10 protein-coding genes are annotated in these 20,072 nt (G+C 46.0%); 3 read left to right on the forward strand and 7 right to left on the reverse strand.

From position 1 onward, the window contains the following. Positions 1 to 79: 79 nt before the first annotated feature. The 3 genes from AAE02nite_RS25700 to AAE02nite_RS25710 all read right to left on the reverse strand — a co-directional run bounded on the left by AAE02nite_RS25700 (position 80) and on the right by AAE02nite_RS25710 (position 6,103). Entirely contained in the window at positions 80 to 697 is a 618-nt protein-coding gene (locus AAE02nite_RS25700) for a hypothetical protein (protein WP_146905612.1), read from the reverse strand. Positions 698 to 1,324: 627 nt separating this feature from the next. Continuing rightward, positions 1,325 to 4,780 carry a 3-keto-alpha-glucoside-1,2-lyase-like domain-containing protein gene (locus AAE02nite_RS25705; RefSeq protein WP_146905615.1) on the reverse strand — a complete coding sequence of 1,152 codons (3,456 nt, stop codon included), beginning with the start codon at positions 4,778 to 4,780 and terminating at the stop codon, positions 1,325 to 1,327. A gap of 51 nt (positions 4,781 to 4,831) precedes the next feature. Further along, positions 4,832 to 6,103 carry a Gfo/Idh/MocA family oxidoreductase gene (locus tag AAE02nite_RS25710; RefSeq protein ID WP_146905618.1) on the reverse strand — a complete coding sequence of 424 codons (1,272 nt, stop codon included), beginning with the start codon at positions 6,101 to 6,103 and terminating at the stop codon, positions 4,832 to 4,834. Between the two features lie 534 nt (positions 6,104 to 6,637). On the opposite strand from AAE02nite_RS25710, the gene leuB reads away from it, so the two are divergent. Continuing rightward, positions 6,638 to 7,693 (forward strand): 3-isopropylmalate dehydrogenase, encoded by a 1,056-nt coding sequence (gene leuB, locus AAE02nite_RS25715; protein WP_146905622.1) that lies wholly within the window; start codon positions 6,638 to 6,640, stop codon positions 7,691 to 7,693. An 83-nt stretch (positions 7,694 to 7,776) separates the two neighbouring features. Here leuB and AAE02nite_RS25720 read toward each other — a convergent pair whose 3' ends face one another. After that, positions 7,777 to 11,076, reverse strand: coding sequence for an NHL domain-containing protein (locus tag AAE02nite_RS25720; RefSeq protein WP_262713480.1), 3,300 nt, complete (start codon positions 11,074 to 11,076; stop codon positions 7,777 to 7,779). Here AAE02nite_RS25720 and AAE02nite_RS26805 point away from each other — a divergent pair. Next, positions 11,003 to 11,272, forward strand: a complete 270-nt coding sequence (locus tag AAE02nite_RS26805; RefSeq protein WP_246151261.1) for a hypothetical protein — start codon at positions 11,003 to 11,005, stop codon at positions 11,270 to 11,272. The genes AAE02nite_RS25720 and AAE02nite_RS26805 overlap by 74 nt on opposite strands. A 580-nt stretch (positions 11,273 to 11,852) precedes the next feature. Here AAE02nite_RS26805 and AAE02nite_RS25725 read toward each other — a convergent pair. Next, positions 11,853 to 12,527 (reverse strand): porin family protein, encoded by a 675-nt coding sequence (locus AAE02nite_RS25725; protein WP_146905628.1) that lies wholly within the window; start codon positions 12,525 to 12,527, stop codon positions 11,853 to 11,855. A gap of 215 nt (positions 12,528 to 12,742) precedes the next feature. Between AAE02nite_RS25725 and AAE02nite_RS25730 the strand changes: the two genes are divergently transcribed. Further along, positions 12,743 to 12,988 carry a hypothetical protein gene (locus AAE02nite_RS25730; RefSeq protein WP_146905631.1) on the forward strand — a complete coding sequence of 82 codons (246 nt, stop codon included), beginning with the start codon at positions 12,743 to 12,745 and terminating at the stop codon, positions 12,986 to 12,988. A gap of 203 nt (positions 12,989 to 13,191) precedes the next feature. On the opposite strand, the gene AAE02nite_RS25735 is transcribed toward AAE02nite_RS25730, so the two are convergent. Both AAE02nite_RS25735 and proA read right to left on the reverse strand, forming a co-directional pair. Next, the gene (locus AAE02nite_RS25735) at positions 13,192 to 14,958 is read right to left on the reverse strand and encodes an APC family permease (protein ID WP_146905634.1); all 1,767 of its coding nucleotides are present in this window, start codon (positions 14,956 to 14,958) and stop codon (positions 13,192 to 13,194) included. Between the two features lie 116 nt (positions 14,959 to 15,074). After that, on the reverse strand, positions 15,075 to 19,781 hold the full coding sequence (gene proA / locus AAE02nite_RS25740) for an anti-phage protein ProA (RefSeq protein WP_146905637.1): 4,707 nt from the start codon (positions 19,779 to 19,781) through the stop codon (positions 15,075 to 15,077). Between the last annotated feature and the right edge of the window lie 291 nt (positions 19,782 to 20,072).

Below are 20,072 nucleotides of genomic sequence, written 5' to 3' on the forward strand. Positions count from 1 at the left end.
TAAGAAAGTAATAAAACAAAAAAGCAACCAAGTACATTACCTTGGTTGCTTTTTTGTTAACCTAAATTTAATAATTTAATTATTTACCACCGGTTGTTGAGCCGGAAGTAGAACCTCCTGTAGAACCTCCACTGGTTGTACCGCTGGTAGAACCGGCAGTAGTTCTGCCGGAAGTAGTGCCTGTTGTGGTTCTACCGCCAGCAGTTGTACCACTGGTAGTACCGGTTGTGGTGCCCGCAGTCGTTCCAGAGGTCGAACGGCCGGCTGTGGTACCGGTGGTAGTTCCGCCAGATCTGGTTCCGCTAGTGGTTCTACCAGCAGTAGTACCGGCTGTAGTGCCACGGGTAGTTCCTGTTGTGGTGGTTCCAGATGTAGTACCGTTGGTAGTTCTTCCGGCAGTGGTGCCAGTTCTGGTGCCCGCAGTAGTACCGGTAGTTGTGCCTGCTGTTGTTCCGGAATTAGAGCGGCCAGCCGTGGTGCCGGTAGTCGTTCTACCAGAAGTGGTGCCCGCGGTAGTTCCGGTTGTTGTAGAGCCACCGCTGGTAGTTCCGCCGGCAGTTGTCCCCCCGGCAGTAGTGCCACCGGTTGTTTGGGCAGGCTGGTTAATCGTTTTACCTTTATCGCCGTTAGATGCAAATAGCAAGGCAGAAGGAAATAAAAAAGCAACAGCTAAAGCTGAAATCCATCTTCTTTTCATAAATTTAACTTAATTAAGTTGTAATTATAATTAGTAGCCTAGTTCTACGAGCATTTCTAAAATTAAGGACAATAATTTATGAGAGGATTAATACTGAATTTTATTCTAAAAACCATTAAGTATTAATTACTTATCAGTATCCTACACTAGGATTAGTAAAAGCCAACGATTCGATCTGCTCCCGTTGCGTACCTTTCTTTCTACAAAGCAAATCAAAACTGGTATATCTTTAATATAATTTTTTTAATATTACACAAAAGACAAAGTTGCTTTTGCAAATTAAAGGTTTAGCTCATGTATATAATATTGAAGAAGATACTGATACCCCATAAGAGCGAGTAACTGCTGGGGCAGGAGGTTGAAAGTCCAGTATAGGAGGGGCACTTACCGGTTTCTTCTTTGGGATTACAAAATATAGTAGTTGCAGCGGTAGTAATTTCACCCCATCAGTAATGGCAATAGCTTAAAATAAGAATGCCATTAAACCGGCACTTGGGGCTCTTGGCCAGCAAGTTGCCTGTTTAATGGCATTAGTTAAGGTATTAACCAGATTCAGAAAGGTGTCTCTTACCGGATTAAATTTCTCTTAAAGAGATGCTCCGGCAAAGGTACTCTTTCGCCTAATATTTATAGCTGCGCTTTTGCGGTGCTCGTAGTTTTAGTATTGCTGTTTTTGCTTAAATCTTTAATCCGGATATTCCGGAAGGCTAGTTTGGAACCGTGACCCAGGAAGGCAATATGACCAGTGTTGCGGTGAATACCCGGATGGTCTTTTTTATCCAAGGTGCCGTTTTTACGCGCTTCGGTTAAGTCGCCGTCCAGAATAGTAGTCCCGTTCAGGATTACTTTGATTTTCGGACCTTTTACAATTACTTCCTGGTAGTTCCACTCGCCTAGCGGCTTTAAATAACCACGTTTAGCAGCCAGAATACCGTAGGCCGAACCATGGTACTGGTATTTTTCCAGGCTCTTGTAAATATCGGCGTCATTATCCAGAATTTGCAGCTCAATACCGGTATAAGCAGCGTCGCCTTCTAATGGCGCCCGGATACCCAAGCCATTATTAGCACCCGGCGTTAATTTAAACTCGAACCGGAAAACAAAATCGCTGTACTGGTCTTTGGAATACAGGTTACCGCGGCTGCCGGGTTTGGGATCCACGACCATGTTGCCTTCGGCAATGGTGTAATCGGTGGTATTACCCATCCACTCGTGCATGTTTGTTCCGTCGAATAAAACTTTATAGCCTTCTTTCCTCTCAGCGGCACTTAGTTTAAAGGGCTCTGGCCGTGGAATTTCGCGGATATAAATATTGCGGTAACCTACCGGCGAACCGTGGGCCTGCAGTTCTATCTGCTCTTCGGGGAATATTGGCATATTTCGGTCCCAGAAGTTTTCCAGGATTACGTTGTCCGTTACCAGTTCGCCGTTTAAATAAACGGTTACGCGGTCGCCCTGCATTAGTATCCGGAAATTATTCCATTCACCCAGTGGGTTATCGGCTACTTTAAGCGGTTTGCTGGGGTGTACTTTGTTGTTGTACAGGCCACCGGAACCTACCTGGGCACCTACTTTTACGCGGGAGGTATCCCACATTTGTACCTGCGGTGTACCCCGCAAATAAACACCGGCATCACCTTCGCCTTTACCGTCGTCGTAAATTTTCCAGTCTATCAGCATTTCGAAATCACCGTATTTTTTAATAGTAGTCAGGTTATCGTAGCCTTTGCCCACAAACATGATTTCGCCATTCTTTACGGCCCAGTCCTGGCGCATCTGCTCATCGGCTTTTGCCTGCGCAGCAGCCAGGGTCTTGGCATCCATTTTCGAACGCTTAATTGGGTCGGCTACCAAGCCTTTCCAGCCGGTTAAATCTTTGCCGTTAAACATAGACACAAAACCTGCATCTTTTGGCATTTCGTCCAGGAGTTTCCGAACGTTGGCTTTGGTATATTCCACCTCGGCCCCACGCAATACATTCATGGCCTTGTTCAGGTACTCGCGCACATCGTTACCAAAAACCGCTTTATTACCCAAAGCAATATTAATTACCGAATTGGCGGCGGCTTGCTGCAGGGCAGCGTCATCTAAATATTTAGCCGCGGTTAACAACGACAAATAAGTATGGCTGCGGCCTACTTCCCGCAGAATTAAATTTTTATGTTCGTTCGACTGCGCAATATCCAGGGCCTTGATTAACAGCAATAGTTTCTGCTCGCCCGGAAATTTAGCGGTGCTTACCTGGCGCACATAGCCGCGCAAAGCCTGGTCGAAGTAAGGTGAACCGGCATTGGCCTGGGCAATATTTAACAATTCGCTGGCCGCTGAAAAATCATTCCATTTGCCCAGAGCGGCAAAGGCAGCTTTTTTGGTTTCCTCGTCACCACTTTTAAAATCGGCAGCTACGGTTTGTAAAGCTTTTTTACCACCAATTCTGCCCAGTACATTATAGTAAAGGTTTTTCTTACCGGCCGGGGCCTGGGCCATTTGAGCCAAAACCATATCGGTTTGCTGTCCTTTATCCTTCACATCGGTCAGGGCATTATAAATACCTTCCTGCATGGCAGCTACTTCTTCGGGGGTATTAGCACTTGCCAACAGCTGGTACAATGCTGGTAAATGCTCCTGGGTAGCCATATTCTTTACTGCATTCAGGGCCGCCAGTTCTATTACTGCATCTTTGCTCTTGGTTTGCTCCAGCACTACATTAATCTGCGGGGTAGCTTTGCGGGAACCGAGTACTTGGAGCAGGGCCACTTTGGCCGGTGTCTTCATTTTAGGTAAAGCATCGGCAACCTGCGTCACCACGTTATCACCTTTCATGGTCAGGATAGCAGTTTGGGCGGCTGTTACTACGGTGGAATCGGCTTTCCGCATTGTTTTTAAAATGGCTGGCAGTGCCTCTTGCTGACCAATTTTACCAGCAGCGGTAATAGCCGCAATTTTCACCTGCGGGTTTTTACTTTTTAAAGCTTTGGTTACTGCCCCCAACGCGGCAGCATCCTGCCGGTTGCCCAGCATATTAATAATATCGGCTTGTGCCGCGGGTTCAGCTTTTTTGAGGGTAGTTAACCATTGCTGGGTTTGGCCACTGCCTTTTATTGCCGCAGCGTGTTTTAAAGCATTTACCCGGTAAGCCTGGTTTTTATCGGTGGCAGCGGCTAACAATAAAGGCATGCTGTTTTCGCCCTGCACGGTCGCTAAATAATTCAGCGCCGCAATACGGGTATGCATTTGGTTAACCTGGGTAGCTTTGCTTAATAAAGTTTGTGCGGCTTTTCCTACCTGGTCTTTATTACCGGCGGCCATCATACTTTCCATCCAGCGCAGATAAGCGGCAGTAGCATTGGCATTATGGTAAACTAAACCGGCTTTTTCGGCTTCACTGGCCAGTACCGCTTCCGAAGCCGGCTCACCAATATTAGCCAAGGCAAAAAGCGCTACTTTTTTCAGGTTAGGGTTATTATTGGTAGCCAGTTGGTTTATTTCGGCTACGGCACCTTTGGCACGGGCATCGCCCAGCGCCTCTACAAACGATAACTGGCAATTGCCCTGGGCGCTTTTTAAAGCCGTAAGCAAAGCAGTTTGAGCAGCCGGTGTGTTTATTTTTACCAAAGCCCGGGCCGCTGGACCGCAAAACTGCTCGGTGGTTAGTATTTTAGCCAAGGCAGGTACGGCCTCGTCTTTACCCACCATTTGCAGTTGGGTAATAATAAAAGTTTTGTTTACCGGATCGGTCACCTCATCCAGCGCCTTTATATAGGCATTAGCCGCCATGGTGCGTAAAGCTTCCTGGTTACCCTGCGAAACATAATAAGAATAACCACCCAGCGCATATTCGATTTTGGTATTATCGCCTTTTTCGGGCGTAACCAGCATTTTGGCCATACCCAGAATACCGGGTTCACCCATGGCGCTGATTTCATTTATGTTACTCTTTAGCTGGGCAGCATCGTTGGCCGGAAACAAGGCCAATACATCGGCAATACGGGTGGTAAGGGTACGATTATCTGTTTTTGTCTGGGCCAGTACGGGTCCTGTGAGCAGCAACAGGCATAACAAATTGGCAAATATTTTTCTCATGTAAGGCAATTTATCGGATATAAATTTTAATATTTCTACAGCACCTGACTTTTAAATAAGGAATGGCGCGCGCATCGGCTGGTTAATTAAACGGTTTGCGCCTTCATCGTTAATAAATTCCTGCTTTACCGGATCGTACTTAAGCGAGCGGCCCAATTTTAAGGCAGCCAAACCAATATTTACAATGGTGCAGGAACGATGACCGTTTTCTTCGTTCAGGGCAAACTTCTTGCGGTTCTTAACGGCATCCACAAAATCGGTTACCTGCGGTTGCGGGTCCGGGAAAGCAGCTAACTTTTTCTCCAGGTCCGGAATAGTAGAGCGGAAGCCCGGATACAATTTACCATTCGGGCCTTCGATATAAGCGGCATTGGTGTCTTTGCCTTCGCCGTCCAGAATAATCTGGCAGCCATCGTCGTAGGTGTAAGTAATGCGGCGCCAGGTTCCCACGGCATCGGTGTGTTGCTGCGGGGCGTCAATTTCTACCGATACGGGGCTGGTATTGTCTTTGCCCAGAAAATATTGCACCGGATCGAGGTAGTGCTGGCCCATATCGCCCAAGCCACCGCCATCGTAATCCCAGTAACCGCGGAAAGTTTGGTGTACCCGGTGCGCGTTATACGGTTTGTAAGGTGCGGGTCCTAACCACGCCTCGTAATCTAAAGTATCGGGTACCGGCATTGGGTCGAGGTCGGTTTTGCCTACCCAGTAAAATTTCCAGTCGTAGCCGGTAGTAGCACCTACGGTTACTTTCAGAGGCCAGCCCAGTAAACCGCTTTCCACTAATTTTTTAATTGGTTTAACGGTGGTACCCATGCCATAGAAGGTATCGGAAAAACGGAACCAGGTGTTTAACCGGAATATCCGGCCGTGCTGCTGTACGGCTTCTACTACCCGTTTGCCTTCGCCAATGGTGCGGGTCATGGGCTTTTCACACCAGATGTCTTTACCGGCCCGGGCGGCATCGGCGGCCATTATGCCGTGCCAGTGCGGCGGTGTGGCAATGTGCACAATATCTACCTCGGGTAACTGAATAAGCTCGCGGTAATCCGAAAAGGTTTTAACGGTGCTGCCAATTTTATCTAAGGCCAGTTTCAGGTGCTTTTTCTCTACATCACAAATAGCCACCACCTTGGTACCGGCATACTCAATGTGGCCGCGCCCCATCGAACCAACGCCAATAATTCCCTTGGTAAGATGATCGCTTGGTGCCAGGTAACCAGGTCCGCCCAACACGTGGCGGGGCACAATAGTAATGCCGGCCAAAGCCGCCACCGAAGTTTTTAAAAAGTTACGTCTTGAATTTGCTTTAGGTGAAGTCATAAGACAGGAAATAGAACGATATGTTTCTTAAGTTTAATTTGAAATGAATTCAATTCAGCCGTAAAGGCTATTTGGTGGATTAAATTTATTTTGTCTTTTTATTTAATAAGTTGTTTACATCTCCATTAATTCAGCAGAACCAGTACCCTACTCTTCAAGCTAATAAAAATTACCGGAAAAACAGCAAATTCCGGCAATATTTCGCGTGGTAATAACGGCGGATCAGTAACCTACCAATTAAAGCCTTAAACTAAAATTATTTTTTTAAACTTCTGCTATTTTTTTACAAAAGCTTAATTAAATATATGAACTTTTAATAAAACAACAATATTAGCCAGATAAAAAAGTAATTAATTTAAGCCTATCTAGTCAAACAATGCTGCACTAACGCCAACAACAAGTAACCACCTTAAATTTATCCGGATTCTAATTTCTAAAAGGTATGTACCTAACAATTTCGGGTTTTATTCGGATGGAATTATTAAAACTCCTTAATTTTACCGCCCAGTACCAAAAGTAAAGAGATATACCCTTATGAATAAACGAATTGCTGTATTGCCCGGCGATGGTATCGGGCCCGAGGTAACCGCTGTAGCGGTACAGGTGCTAAAAAAAATAGGCGAAGTTTTCGACCACCAATTCACGTTTGAAGAAGGTTTGGTAGGCGCTATTGCCATTGACGAAACCGGCAACCCTTTTCCGGATGAAACTTTGCAACTTTGCCAATCGGCCGATGCTATATTATTTGGCGCCATTGGCCACCCCAAATACGACAACGACCCTACTGCCCCCGTACGTCCCGAGCAAGGCTTACTGGCCATGCGCAAAGCGCTGGGCTTGTACGCCAACATTCGGCCGGTAAATACTTTTAAAGCCCTGGCCGATGCCTCACCGCTGAAGCGCGAAATAGTAGAAGGTGTAGATTTTGTGGTGTTCCGGGAATTAACAGGCGGGAGCTACTTTGGAAAGAAAGGTCGTTCGGATGATCGCTTAAGCGCTTACGATACCTGCACCTATACCCACGACGAAATATACCGCATTACCAAACTGGCTTTTGAAGCCGCTGCCAAACGCCGCAAAAAAGTTACCTTAGTAGATAAAGCCAACGTAATGGAAACGTCCCGGCTGTGGCGCGAAGTAGTACAAAAGTATGCTGCCGAACACCCCGAAATTGAGCTGGAACTGATGTTTGTTGATAATGCCGCCATGGCCCTCATCCAAAATCCGCGCCGCTTCGATGTTATTTTAACCGAAAATATGTTCGGCGATATTTTAACAGACGAAGCTTCGGTTATTACAGGCTCTTTGGGCATGTTGCCATCGGCTTCGGTGGGCAACCAGGTAGCTCTGTACGAACCTATCCACGGCTCGTACCCGCAAGCTGCCGGCCAGAATATTGCCAACCCCATGGCGGCTGTTCTTTCCGCTGCTACCCTCCTCGAAACCTCTTTTAACTTAATGGCCGAAGGCAAAATCATCCGCCACGCCGTAGAAGAAGCCCTGAATTTTGGCTACGTTACGAAAGATATTAATCCGGATAAATTTATGAGCACGACGGAGGTGGGCCAAAAAATCTGTGATTTTATTTAGCAAAAATATATAACCAAACAAAAGGGGGTTCAGGCAAATACCCGAACCCCCATTATTATATATTATAAATAGAGAAGTTTACTTTATTCTATAACCAACCGTTTTTTAACCATTCCTCTATCCGTAATATTCTGCAGCAAATAGATTCCTCTTGCTATCCCTTTCAGATCAATAACTTTATCAAATTCTCCTTCAACATTTGGGAATTTCTTCTCCAAAACTATCTTTCCATCCAAGCTTATTACTTTAACTACTAAATCAGTTTTTTCCTGAACAGTTGCTTTAACCCTGACTTCTCCGGTTGTTGGATTAGGGGAAAGGATTAAATTCGAAATTACCTCTATTGCTTTATTATTGGTACAGGTTGCAACGGTAATATTCTGAACCGCAGAAGATGTACAACCATTGGCATCGGTAAAGCTATAAGTTATGAGATGAGTACCAACACCGGCTTCAGTCGCATCGAATATACCATTGTTAACTCCTGAGCCAGAATAAATACCTCCTGCTGGTTGGCCTCCAGTTAAAACTAAATTACTAACTGTGCTACAAACTTCCTTAATGCCTTCGAGGTTAACGACTGGTGAAGCAGTTACCGTTACAGCTATTTTGACTCTTTGGCTTTCGCAGCTATTTACGGTTTGCGATACATAATATTCTGTAATGCCTGTAGTAGTCGTATTTGGTATTGGAGCAGTTGCTAAAGTTGTTTCTCCAGTCGCTGTAGTATACCACTTCAGGTTATTCCCCATAGCTGATAATGCAGTAGCAGTGGCACCTTGACAAAAGGAAAAATTTGGTGTTACAACCGGAACAACAGGTATGGGATTGATGGTAGCAGTTACCGCAACCCTTTCACTTTCATCAGTACCATTTACAACAGATACATAATAGGTTTTGGTTGCCTCTAATTCAGGTGTAGTAAAGGTTGCATTTGTAGCTGATGAAATAGGAGAACCAGCGGCGGCAGTGGTATACCAGCGGTAATTACCATCTGCAGCACCAGTTGCAGTTAAGGTTACGGCACCTGGGCCGCAGTTAGCTGCTCCAGTTACAGTTGGGGTAGTTGGTATCGCGCTGTTAAATTTCATTACTGTAGTCCTAGCACCATTATTTCCATAATCGCTATAAGCAACAAAAGGAGTATCATTCGTATCCAGCGCCAGACTAGTGAAGTAGGCCTGACCTGCACTAAATCCAGGCGTACCAACGTCCACCCAGCTACTGCCGTTAAACTTTTTTACCGTAGCTTTAGCTCCATTGGCTACATCTAAATAGGCTACAAAAGGAGTCCCATTCGTACTTAGGGCTAAGCTGGCCCACACTATCTCTCCAGCTGAAAATCCGGGCAAACCAACATCTTCCCAATTGCTGCCATTAAACTTTTTTACCGTGGCTTTATAACCATTTGCATAGTCTTTATATGCTACAAAAGGATTGCCGTTTGCATCCAGCACTAAACTGATACCTTCTGCCCGCCCCGCTGAGAAACTGGGTGAACCAACATCAATCCAGCTACTTCCGTTAAACTTCTTAACCGTAGCCCTGCTACCTTTTCCATCTTCGCTATAAGCCACAAACGGAGTATTATTAACATCAACCGCTATGGTAGTATAATCAGCCATCATGGATGAAAAACCAGGTATGCCAACGTCTACCCAATTGCTGCCGTCAAACTTTTTTACTGTAGCTTTGTAATTATTTGCATAATCCCTATATACTATAAAAGGCGTGCCGTTGGTATCCAACGCTAACCTGGTATGACCAGCAATTCCCGCTGAAATCCCTGGTGTACCAACGTCTACCCAATTACTGCCGTCAAATTTCTTAACATTCGCTTGTTGACTATTTGTCTCGTTCGAAAAACTTACGGCATCCACATAAACCACATAGGGGGTTCCTTTTGCATCCAGCGCTATACTGGTAGAAGAAGCTCGTACGGCTGAAAACCCAGCGGAACCAACATATTCCCAATTATTATTGCTATACTTCTGAACGGTAGCTTTATCCCCGTTCTCTTTGTCTGTATAAACCACATATGGGATACCTTTTGCATCCAGTACCAAGCTAATATAATCAGCCTGTCCAACAGAAAAACCAGATTTCCCTACTACTTGCCAAACAGAAATATTATCAACGACAGGTAAATTAACAGTAAGAGAAGCACTCGCAGAAATTCTGGTATTGCCATTGCTTACCTGTACCCGGTAACGGTACCCATTCATAGCACCTGTAACCTGTTTAATATTAAGGTTAGCAGTTGTGGTACCAGCATAAACACCACCGTCGGTAATATTGGTGTAAGTTCCGTCTCCAGTGTATACCTGCCATTGATAAGTCAAACCGGTTCCTTCTGCCACTACTGTAAACCCGGTATTTTCTCCGGCATTGACAATTGCAGCAACTGGCTGAGTAATAATGCCAGGCCCAATCTGGTTTGTAATTTTACGGATCCGGAAATTGTAAATATCGGCAATGTAAATATTTTGATTCTGGTCTACGGCAATATTCGAAGGAATATTCAACCAGGCATTCGTAGCTAAACCACCATCACCTTTGTAGCCAGATATGCCATCACTTGAGATAAAACCACTGGGACCGTTACCGGCAATGGTACTGATAATACCATTGCTGGCATTAATTTTCCGAACACGGTTATTGGTTCCTTCGGTTAGGTAAATATTGTTATTTGCATCTAGTGCAATTGCACCACTTTTTAATAGCGCATTAACGGCTAAGCCGCCATCGCCGCTGTAACCTGCAGTGCCATTTCCAGCAATCGTTTGAATAATTCCATTGCTGGCATTTATTTTCCGGATGCGGTTATCGCCAGAGATATAAATATTGCCGTCGGTATCTACAGCTATTCCTCCCACATCCTTTACCAAAGCATTAACTGCTAAACCACCGTCGCCACTGTAACCACCGGTTCCATTTCCTGCTATTTTGATCGGCGGGCCATTGGCATTTACTTTCATAACCCGGTTAGTTTTAGCATAATAAACAGTACCTGCCGCGTCTAAAGTTATATCGCCTTCCGTAGCGAAACTGCTAGTAAAGGTTTCTATTTTGTTTATTATGCCATCGCTTGCATTTACTTTCCAGATACAGTTATTGCCAATATCCAGAATATACAAATTGCCGTTTGCATCAACGGCTACATCGGTAGGGCCATTCAGGGGTGTTTGCGTAGCTAAGCCCCCACCAGCCGTAGAACCAGCCGTACCGTTACCCGCTACCGTGCTAATAATACCGGTACCGGCATTTACTTTCCGAACAGAATTAGCATGAAAATCGGCAATAAAAATATTGCCATATTGGTCGGCTGCTACACCTAAAGGCAACGATATTGAGGCATTGGTAGCCAGACCACCATCGTGCATTAAATACGACGAAGGTCCATTACCTGCTAAGATGGAAGTGCCGTTGCCCGCTACCGTAGAAATAGTCTGCGCCCAAGAACCAGGCGAAATAAAAAGAATTGCCAACCCCAAAAGGAGTTTATATACCTTTAAAGTTTTAAGAATCATTTTTTCTATCTTGTATCAATCTGAATGGCAGCCCTACCATCAGACATGAACTATCTGATCGCTGCCCAAAAGGTTAGCATTTAATTATTCCTCTTATAAAAAATTAGCAGATGCTTGGTTACGCCTCACGGGTAACTGAAATGGATAAAAGAGTAGAAAAAGAGAAGTAGATTTTTTTCATATAAGGCTTATGACAAGTTGTTATTTTTCTGTTTTATAGATATAATATTTTTGATATTCAAAAATAATATTAAATATCTTAATATAAAAATATTACAAACAAATACGTATTGAAAATATTGTAGCATCAAAATTCATATTCAACTATTTAGCTTGTTTCAAAGAAAAACCTTCCTGTTAAGCATTAAGTACAATATTTAAACAAATCATTAATTTGGTTAAAATACCAACTCTCGAAAAGGCACTTCATTAAGAATACCAAACACCTAACTCCTAAGAAGTTCTTAGCATTCTGTATAATTATTCTACCGCTATTCCTTTTCTCTGGCGCCTCAGCTAATCAGTAAAAATTAAATAAATCAAAAAAGTTATTTCCCTTTAAAAGCAAAAAGCCACGCTTGCAAGCGTGGCTTTTTGGTAAAAGCAATCTTCAATAAAATTAAACCAGCCTAAAACTCAAAACCCATCGATACTTTAATAACTCGGTTATAAGTATTCAGGTTGCCACCTTTATCAACGGTATTCAGGCCATAGTCGTAGCCGCCGGTTAAATTTAATCTATTGGCAAAGCGGTAGCCAACCCCACCTACCAGGCCCACATCGGTTTTCCGGATCTGGCTATCAAAATTAATATCGGTATTCAGCATGTTTAACCCAAAGGCACCGGCCCGCACATTAATTTTATTCGAAACCAGGAAAGACATTTGCGGGCCACCGTAAATATGGAAGCCATCGGCTACATAAAACTTCGCCAGCAAAGGCACATCCACGTACTCGGCTTTATTTGTTAGCGTAGCGCGTAAATCTAAAAAGTCCAGCTTTTCCGACGAAAGCTGTCCGGTTAAACGCATACCTTTCTGGGAATAATAAGCACCTGGTTCGATGGTAAAGAAGGAGGTTACGGGCACACTCAGGAAAGCACCCGCATGAAAACCAGAACGCATTTCGGTATTGGCATATCCGTTCGATAATTGTACAATGCTCTGGAAATTATCCATGGCATCGCCTTCCCAATTAGCGGCATTGTAGCCGCCCTTAATGCCAACTTTAATATTTTGCGCCGATGCCCCGTAAAACGGGAAAGCCAGGAGCACCAAACCGAGGAGGTAAAAAATCTTTTTCATGATGGTCTTTTTTTAGGGTTAAACAGAGAATTTCTAATGTGGAACTTCTGTTTAGTACCTATTAAAAAACGTGCCAAATACCTAATTGCTGATTTAACCGTATCTCTTAAACCTTTGGGCCGAAAGTTGGTTAATCCGGTAACATCTGAATTTTACCTTTTTTAATTTTATCCTTTTAAAAAATATTCCGTAGAGAAGCCCATAAAAAATAATCAATGAAACGCGTTTTTATGAACTCCGAAATTAATGACAACCAAATTATTAGCACCACCTGCGGAAAAAAATTCGACCTGCGAAATACGGAGAAAATAATTGAAAAATCGAATAGTTTATTTAGCTACAATATTCACAAGCTTAAATCCGGGGAATATATTATTGCCGAAAAATTTTACGCGAACCCGTATAACAACCGGTATATTTTACTTACCGACGAACAGATAGAAGCGCTTAAAATCAGCTAAACCGTTGGCCCACGCCTTACTTGCAGGCCGTAGACACTATCTGGTTATTAATTAAAAAATAAATATTATACCGCTTATCTTTTAAGCCCCCATGCCTGAAGCACAATTTTTCATTTGCCCTACCTGAGAAGGTGGGCAGGCTTGCCTTAGCCAGTTGGGCATGTTATTTAACCAATCTATAAGCTGCTAACTTATATTGCTTCTTAAATAACCAGACGCACCCCGCCTAGTTCCTGAACGCCGTACAGAAAGCGGTCGCCGGGCGAACCAATGAACATGAAATTTTTAGGCACATTCCATTTACGCGAGAGTTCCTGAATCAGCTCCGGCCCGAAATGTCCTTTCATAATAATAAAATCTACGTCCAGGTCGGGATAAGCGCGGTCGAGTACATCTACTTCGTGCATCAGCTTTTTAGGCGGCGATTCATTTTCGGTTAAAATATTAACAATTTTAATGCGCCGGGTATTTTCGTTGTCTTCAATGTAGCGCATTACTTTATTAATATTCGCAATGTTATCGCCTTTGGTAAAAAACACAAATTGCTGCGAGTTGATATCGGTAATCAGTCTTTTTAAATTGTAAGAGGTAATCGGGAGCATCCAGCCCAGCTTCTTTTCGGCGCGCTGCAGTAAGTACGTTAATAAGCGCAGCAAGCTGATGCGGTAAAGCATAATATATACCACCGCAATGGTAGGAATAAAATATTTTAAGAATACCCATAAGTAGGCGGGGTTCAGCAAGGCATTGCCAATCAAAGCGGCTATTACCGCCACAACCGCTAACAGCACCGTTAAAATGGGTGCCCTGATAGGCCGGGGTAAGCGGTTCCGCCGAAACTTCAGCAACAGATTACCCACCCCAAACAAAGCCATTACCGCCAAAAACGAAATGGTATATACGCCTGCCAGTGTGGTTATTTTACCTTCGGTAATAAACAAAATAGAGACGCACAAAATAAAAAAGCCAATAATAATCAGGTAAGCCGTACCCCGCTTGTTGGTTTTTAACAGAAACTGCGGCAGGCAGCGGTCCAGAGTCATGCGGTGCACCAAGCCAGTTACGCCCACGTAAGACGTTAAAACCGCGCCGCTCAGTACCAAGGCCGCGTCTACAGAAATAAGCCAGGCCAGCCAGCTTCCCCCGGCAATTTCGCCCAGATAAGCCAGTAAAGCCTCCTGGTGCGGACCAACTTCGGTCATGGGAATAATGGCCAAGGCTAAAAAAGCAGTTAAGGGGTTAAAAATGGTTACGGCCAGCCACATATTGCGCAGGGTTTTGATAAACACGCCGGGTGCCTGTTCTTCCACAAAATTAGCTGAGCTTTCAAAACCCGAAATACCCAGCATAGCCGCCGCAAAACCAAAAAATAAAGCCTGGAAAATACTCCCCTGTAATGGCTGACTATAATTTAATACCAGGGTATCGAAACCATGATTGAAAAGAAAAATACCTCCAACCAGTACCAGTAAGGTAAGCGTTACAATATGGGTTATAAATATAACAATTGCCACAATCGCCGATTCGCCAATGCCCAGGATTGTCAGGCCCATAAAGAAAGCCAGTAACCCAATGGTAGCAGGTATAATGGGTAGGTTTTCCCAGAGATGATGCACGTAATGCATGGCTTCGGTTGCGGAGATAACAGCCGTTGCCATATACGACAAGAGGGTGAGACAGGCCGCCAACGAAGCGGTGCGTTTGCTGGTAGTATTTAAAAGCGCATTATAAGCGCCCCCGTTTAAAGGCAACGCGCCTACTACTTCGGCGTAAATTTTCCGAAACAGAAAAAGTACCAGCCCCACAATCAGCAAAGCCACCCAGGCCAGTTGCCCGGCGTACAAAATGGCCAGCGCCGAAACATACAAACACGAAGACGTAATATCATTACCGCATATAGCCGTAGCGGCCAGCTCTTTCAGCTTGGGCGCATGCGTCGGCGAGACGACATTGGTTAGATCTTTATCCATTTCACTTTCAGCAATAAAAATCCGGAACAGGCGGGTTCAAAGTCGGCTCCTGATTACTTAAAGCACATACGTTGTATTAAAGGGGTTGTTTTTAGTTAATTAAAGTAACTGCTTACTTATTTACTCCGGGGCAGTAACAACTGATCGCCTTGTTTTATTAATTCATTTCCGTGTAGCAAAACTTCCACCACCAGGTCAATGCGCTCGCGAATATAATCGGTGCAACGGGTAAAACCCAACAACCGGGTCACGGCAGGCGCCACCTCTAATTCCGGCAGCCCATAGGCTTCTCCCACTGCTTTCCGGATGACTCCACTTAATTCTTCCGGCGAAATTAATTCTATATCGCGGGAATCAGCGGGTAAGTTACTGCGGTCGCGTAAAGGGGCCACCAGCATATCGGGCAGCCACAAAAACTGATCGAACTGTTTAATTTTACCGGATTGCACAGCCCGGCTAATGGCTTTATCTACTGCCAGCCGCAGGCGCGGGCTAATACGGTTAACCTGCGCCGCAGCGGCTATACGCTCCAGCACTTCCTGCTGGTGCACCGGGCTTTCGGCTTCTACTATTTCCTGCACATAATGGGCTAATTCAACAATGGGCATTTCATGCAATTCACGGCCATTCAGGTTTATTTTTAAGGGGGCTATTTCGTAAAGGGGCAACGTATTATCCGGTGCCGGTGCTTTTACTTCCTCGCGCTGTATCTGCGGGATAGCGGCCGGTACGCTGGTTTGGATTGAGGGCAAGGCTTCGGTATTTTCCTGCAATGCTTTTTCTACGGCCCGCAATAATCGTTTTTGTTCGGCTTCGGGGTTCCGGAACCAATCGGTGCTCCAGAGGCGGTAAATACGCCAGCCTAAACCTTCGAGCACCAATTGCCGCAGCCGGTCGCGATCGCGGGCAGTCCGGGCCTGGTGGTAGCTGGCGCCATCGCACACAATCCCTAATAAATAACGGCCCGGCTGCTGCGGATGCACAATGGCCAAATCAATCGAAAAACCAGCCGACCCAACCTGCACCGCCACTTCGTAACCGGCTTTGGTTAAGGTTTCGTAAACCAGTTCTTCAAACGGCGATTCCAGGTCACCGGCACTGCCGGCGGTTAAAGGTAACTGGCCGTTTTGGGCATAACTGAGAAAAGTTTTAAAAGCCTGCACCCCGCGGGCCTGGGTGCGCGTCAGGTCAATATCATCCGGACTTAAATTGGTAAACACTTCGCAGCGCAGGCGGGCCCGGGTTATCAGTACGTTCAGGCGGCGCTCCCCGCCTACCCCGTTTAAAGGCCCAAAGCTCATCGCTAATTGTCCGTCTTCGGTGCGGCCGTAACCAATACTAATAAATATTACATCCCGCTCATCGCCTTGCACATTCTCCAGGTTTTTAATAAAGAATGGTTCGTTCGGGTGCCCCATAAAATAGCTTTCCAGTTCCGGATTTTCGCGGCGTAGGATTTCCAGGTGGTTGATGATGGCCTGCATCTGGGCCATGCTAAACGCGGCTACGCCTAAACTTAGATTGGGTGAAGTGCGAGCGTGTTCCATAATGGCGGCAGCTACCCGTTGAGCTTCCTGGGGGTTGGTGCGCGTTTTACCCCGGTCGTAAAAGGTATCGGGCAAATGGTGGTATACCAAACCCGCCTTTTTTCGTCCGGCATCCGGACTCGGGAAAATAACCAGCCGGTTCTCGTAAAATTCCTGGTTCGATACGGCAATTAAAGATTCATGACGGCTACGGTAATGCCAGCGCAACATCCGTTGCGGTGCCCCCTGGGCAGCAAACAAACCCAAAATGCTTTCTACATCGGCGGTAAAATTTTCTTCTTCTACTTCCTCTTCCTTTACCAATGCATCAAAAAAGCTGGTGGGCGGCATCTGGCGGCTATCGCCGACTACTACTACCTGGCCGGCCCGCAGTATAGCACCCAAGGCATCTACGGGTTTTACCTGGCTGGCCTCGTCAAAAATAACCAAATCGAAATGGAGGCTTTCGGGCGGCAGAAAATTGGCAATAGAAAGCGGCCCCATCATAAATACCGGTTTAATGGTTTGGATGGCTTTGCCCGCTTTGGCCATTAGCTGCCGGATGGGCAGGTGCCGCGATTTTTTTTCGAACTCCCGCCGTAATATTCCTAATTGTCCGCCGGCTTCGTGCAGGGGCAACTGGTGGTAATGCAAAGCCGCTAGCCGGGTTTGATTATAGGCCAGCATTAAATTATCGAGGTGGCTGAATTGCTGTACCACTTCTTCGTGGCCCGCCCGCTCAAAATGCAGCAAGGCCGGGCGCTCCTCATACGCTTTTTCCAGCAGGGCTTCCAGCCAGGTTTGCTCAAAAGCTACCGTTAAATAACTAGCGGCTTCGGGCCATTTATTCCCCAGGTTAATGATTTCTTGTAAGCCCGCTTGCTGCAGCCGGTCCGTTAAATTATTCCAGACTACTACCTGGTGCAGTTCATCCAAGTGCTGGCGCCACACCAGAAATAAAGCTTCCTGCTCCCGGAAAGTAGGGTTACGCAAATCGTTATCCGGCCCAAACCGCTGGGTATCGTTCAACTGCAGTAACTGGCATATTTCCAGCCGCCGCGCTGCTTGCTCTTGTAACGCCGCTTCCAGGGCTTGCCGCAAGGGTTCTAGATTTGTTAGATTTGGTTCCTGCGCCAGGTAGGATATAACCGCAGCTGGTATTTCATTTTTTTCAACGGATTGGTGCAGGGCAGTGGCCCAGCGGCTCACTTTTTCTAACTGGTCCCAGTCAGCCGCCGTGGTTTGCCACTGCTTACCAAAAGCGGTGGCCCCCAGGCTGGCGTATTGATCGGCTATTTTCTGTTGCCGCTGGGCCTCCAGCACGGCGTTTACCAACGTTAGCTGCGCGTCGTTATCAGCGGGCAGGCCAGCTTGGGTATAACCGGTTAGTTTCTTTTTGCTTTGGCGGTAAGGGCCCGATAAAAATTTCCACCATTTATCTCCGTAGGCCATTAAATCCTGGCGAATGGCTAACATATCGGGGGCTTCCCAGGCTTCGGGCAACAGCACCGATTCGTGTTGCCGGCGAATGGCAGCTACCTGCTTGCCGGCTCCTATTAGTTTCTGTAAATCACCGGCCTGCTGCAGCCAGACTTCCGAAAGCAAATGAATGCCCTGGTACCGGGGGCTCTGTTGCAAGCGGTAAGTTAGTTTACTTAAATTTTCAGCCTCGGATATTGTTTCCGGGGTGGGCAGCCGAAGCGACAAGGCCAGTTGTTCGGCGGCTTCCCGTAAGGTTTGGGTAGCAGTGGCGGCCGCTTCGAGGGCCGGTTCCAGGCGGTTCTGCTCCGAAGGTAATAAAGTGCGGCGCCCGCTGCCCCAGAATAACAAGTTTAAAGGCTGACCAATTTGCTTCAGGCGAGCCTGCGTTTCGGCTACCAGCACCTCCCGGCTTTTAAATTCATCCAGGGTCCAGTTCAGGAACGCCGGCAAAACTAACTGCGGAAGCGCAATGCCGGTATATTTTTTCCGAAGCTGCATGAGCCTGCCGAAAATAGTATATACCGTGAGTTCACTTACGCCTACCGGCGTATTTACCGCTTCGGCATAATCGTTCAGGCGGCTCCGCACCTGCTCCAGCAGTTTCAGGTCGCTGTCCAGGGTTTGGGTTTTAGGTTTGCCCAGTTCCAGGGTGCGGTTTAACTCCTGCAATAAATCTTTTTTATTTGTTTTGTGGCTGTGCAATTCCAGGCAGGCTACCCCCAGTCCCACTTTATCTAAACGCCGTTTTACCACTTCCAGCGCCGCCATTTTTTCGGCCACAAATAATACGGTTTTCCCCTGGCCTAAGGCTTCGGCAATTAAGTTGGTAATAGTCTGGGATTTACCGGTACCAGGCGGGCCTTGTATCACCAGGTTGCGGCCCTGGTTTACGTCCAGAATGGCCAGCGTTTGGGAACTATCGGCATCTACAACCTGGCGGGTAGTGGCCGGCGCTAAATATTCATCCAAGTGGGCATCATCCGGAATATGCGAGGCGGGTTCGGTAAAACCCTGATCCAGGAGCAAAGCGTTCAGAATGCGGTGGTGCTGCGGTTTACCGGTGTCAGGCCAGTTAATTTCGTCCAGATCGTTGTACATCATAAACTTACCAAACGAGAAAAAGCCCAGCGAAATAGCCTTGGAATTAATAACCCAGCCTTTACGGCCGACAACTCTTCGCCAGACCTCGTCAAAATATTGTCCCACATTAATTTCTTCGGTGTCGGGCAACTCCGGCAAAATAATATCAAAATCGGCCTTCAGACGGGCAATAAGCGACAGGTTAGAACCAATTTCGCCGCCGGTATAGCGTACCTGAAACCGCTCGCGGGCGGTGGTGCGCTCCAGTTCTACGGGCACCAAAATCAGGGGAGCCGACCGGCCATCGGTACCGTTTTCGGTTTCGTACCAGGTTAAGGAGCCCAGCGCCAGATATAAAATACTCACGCCCTGCTCTTCCATAAACATTCGGGCCGAGTGGTAAGTATCGAGCAGCCGCCCATCTAGTTTGGCCGGCGTTTCTTTCGTCTGCAGTTTATTATCACTTTGTTCCGGGGTGGGTTCTTCTTCGGCCAGGATATCCAGTGCTGGTTCGCCGAGCGTAACCGCGGTTTTGGCATTAATAGGTAGAAAAGACATGGCTTTGCCTTCTTTTACCAATATCCGGAAAACAGTAGCGGGTATTTCGTTTACTACTTCTAAGCCCCGCGATTTTAAAGGCCGGTAATTCAGCAAAGGATTGCGCAAACTCAGGTCCAGGAGCTCGCGACGGGCAGCTTCCAGTTTAGCAGAAATCGGGTGTTCAGAAACAGGCATGTAGCAGGGTTAATTTCAACAGATTCAATCCAACAATAACGGCAACCACTTTAAAACATTATTTCGGGCTAGCCAAAGAAATATTAACCTTAAATCAGGGGCTAATATACTAACAAAATAAAAGATAGGTTGGCTTTTAGCTTTTTCACCAATATTTCCAGACCGGTTGCTACTCGGATAAAATAGTATGCTATGAGGTGTTTCGAAATATTACTAACTTTTAATTAATACCTGACCTTACACAAGACAATGGTTTGGTTGAAAAAATTATTTATAAAGAGATCAACTATT

This window comes from Adhaeribacter aerolatus (assembly GCF_007991635.1).
GTDB classification, from domain to species: Bacteria; Bacteroidota; Bacteroidia; order Cytophagales; family Hymenobacteraceae; genus Adhaeribacter; species Adhaeribacter aerolatus.

Coding starts and splice junctions, on each gene's coding strand:
- AAE02nite_RS25700 (WP_146905612.1), bottom strand. CDS start 697: ATGAAAAGAAGATGGATTTCAGCTTTAGCTGTTGCTTTTTTATTTCCT.
- AAE02nite_RS25705 (WP_146905615.1), bottom strand. CDS start 4,780: ATGAGAAAAATATTTGCCAATTTGTTATGCCTGTTGCTGCTCACAGGA.
- AAE02nite_RS25710 (WP_146905618.1), bottom strand. CDS start 6,103: ATGACTTCACCTAAAGCAAATTCAAGACGTAACTTTTTAAAAACTTCG.
- leuB (WP_146905622.1), top strand. CDS start 6,638: ATGAATAAACGAATTGCTGTATTGCCCGGCGATGGTATCGGGCCCGAG.
- AAE02nite_RS25720 (WP_262713480.1), bottom strand. CDS start 11,076: ATGCACGATGGTGGTCTGGCTACCAATGCCTCAATATCGTTGCCTTTA.
- AAE02nite_RS25725 (WP_146905628.1), bottom strand. CDS start 12,527: ATGAAAAAGATTTTTTACCTCCTCGGTTTGGTGCTCCTGGCTTTCCCG.
- AAE02nite_RS25730 (WP_146905631.1), top strand. CDS start 12,743: ATGAAACGCGTTTTTATGAACTCCGAAATTAATGACAACCAAATTATT.
- AAE02nite_RS25735 (WP_146905634.1), bottom strand. CDS start 14,958: ATGGATAAAGATCTAACCAATGTCGTCTCGCCGACGCATGCGCCCAAG.
- proA (WP_146905637.1), bottom strand. CDS start 19,781: ATGCCTGTTTCTGAACACCCGATTTCTGCTAAACTGGAAGCTGCCCGT.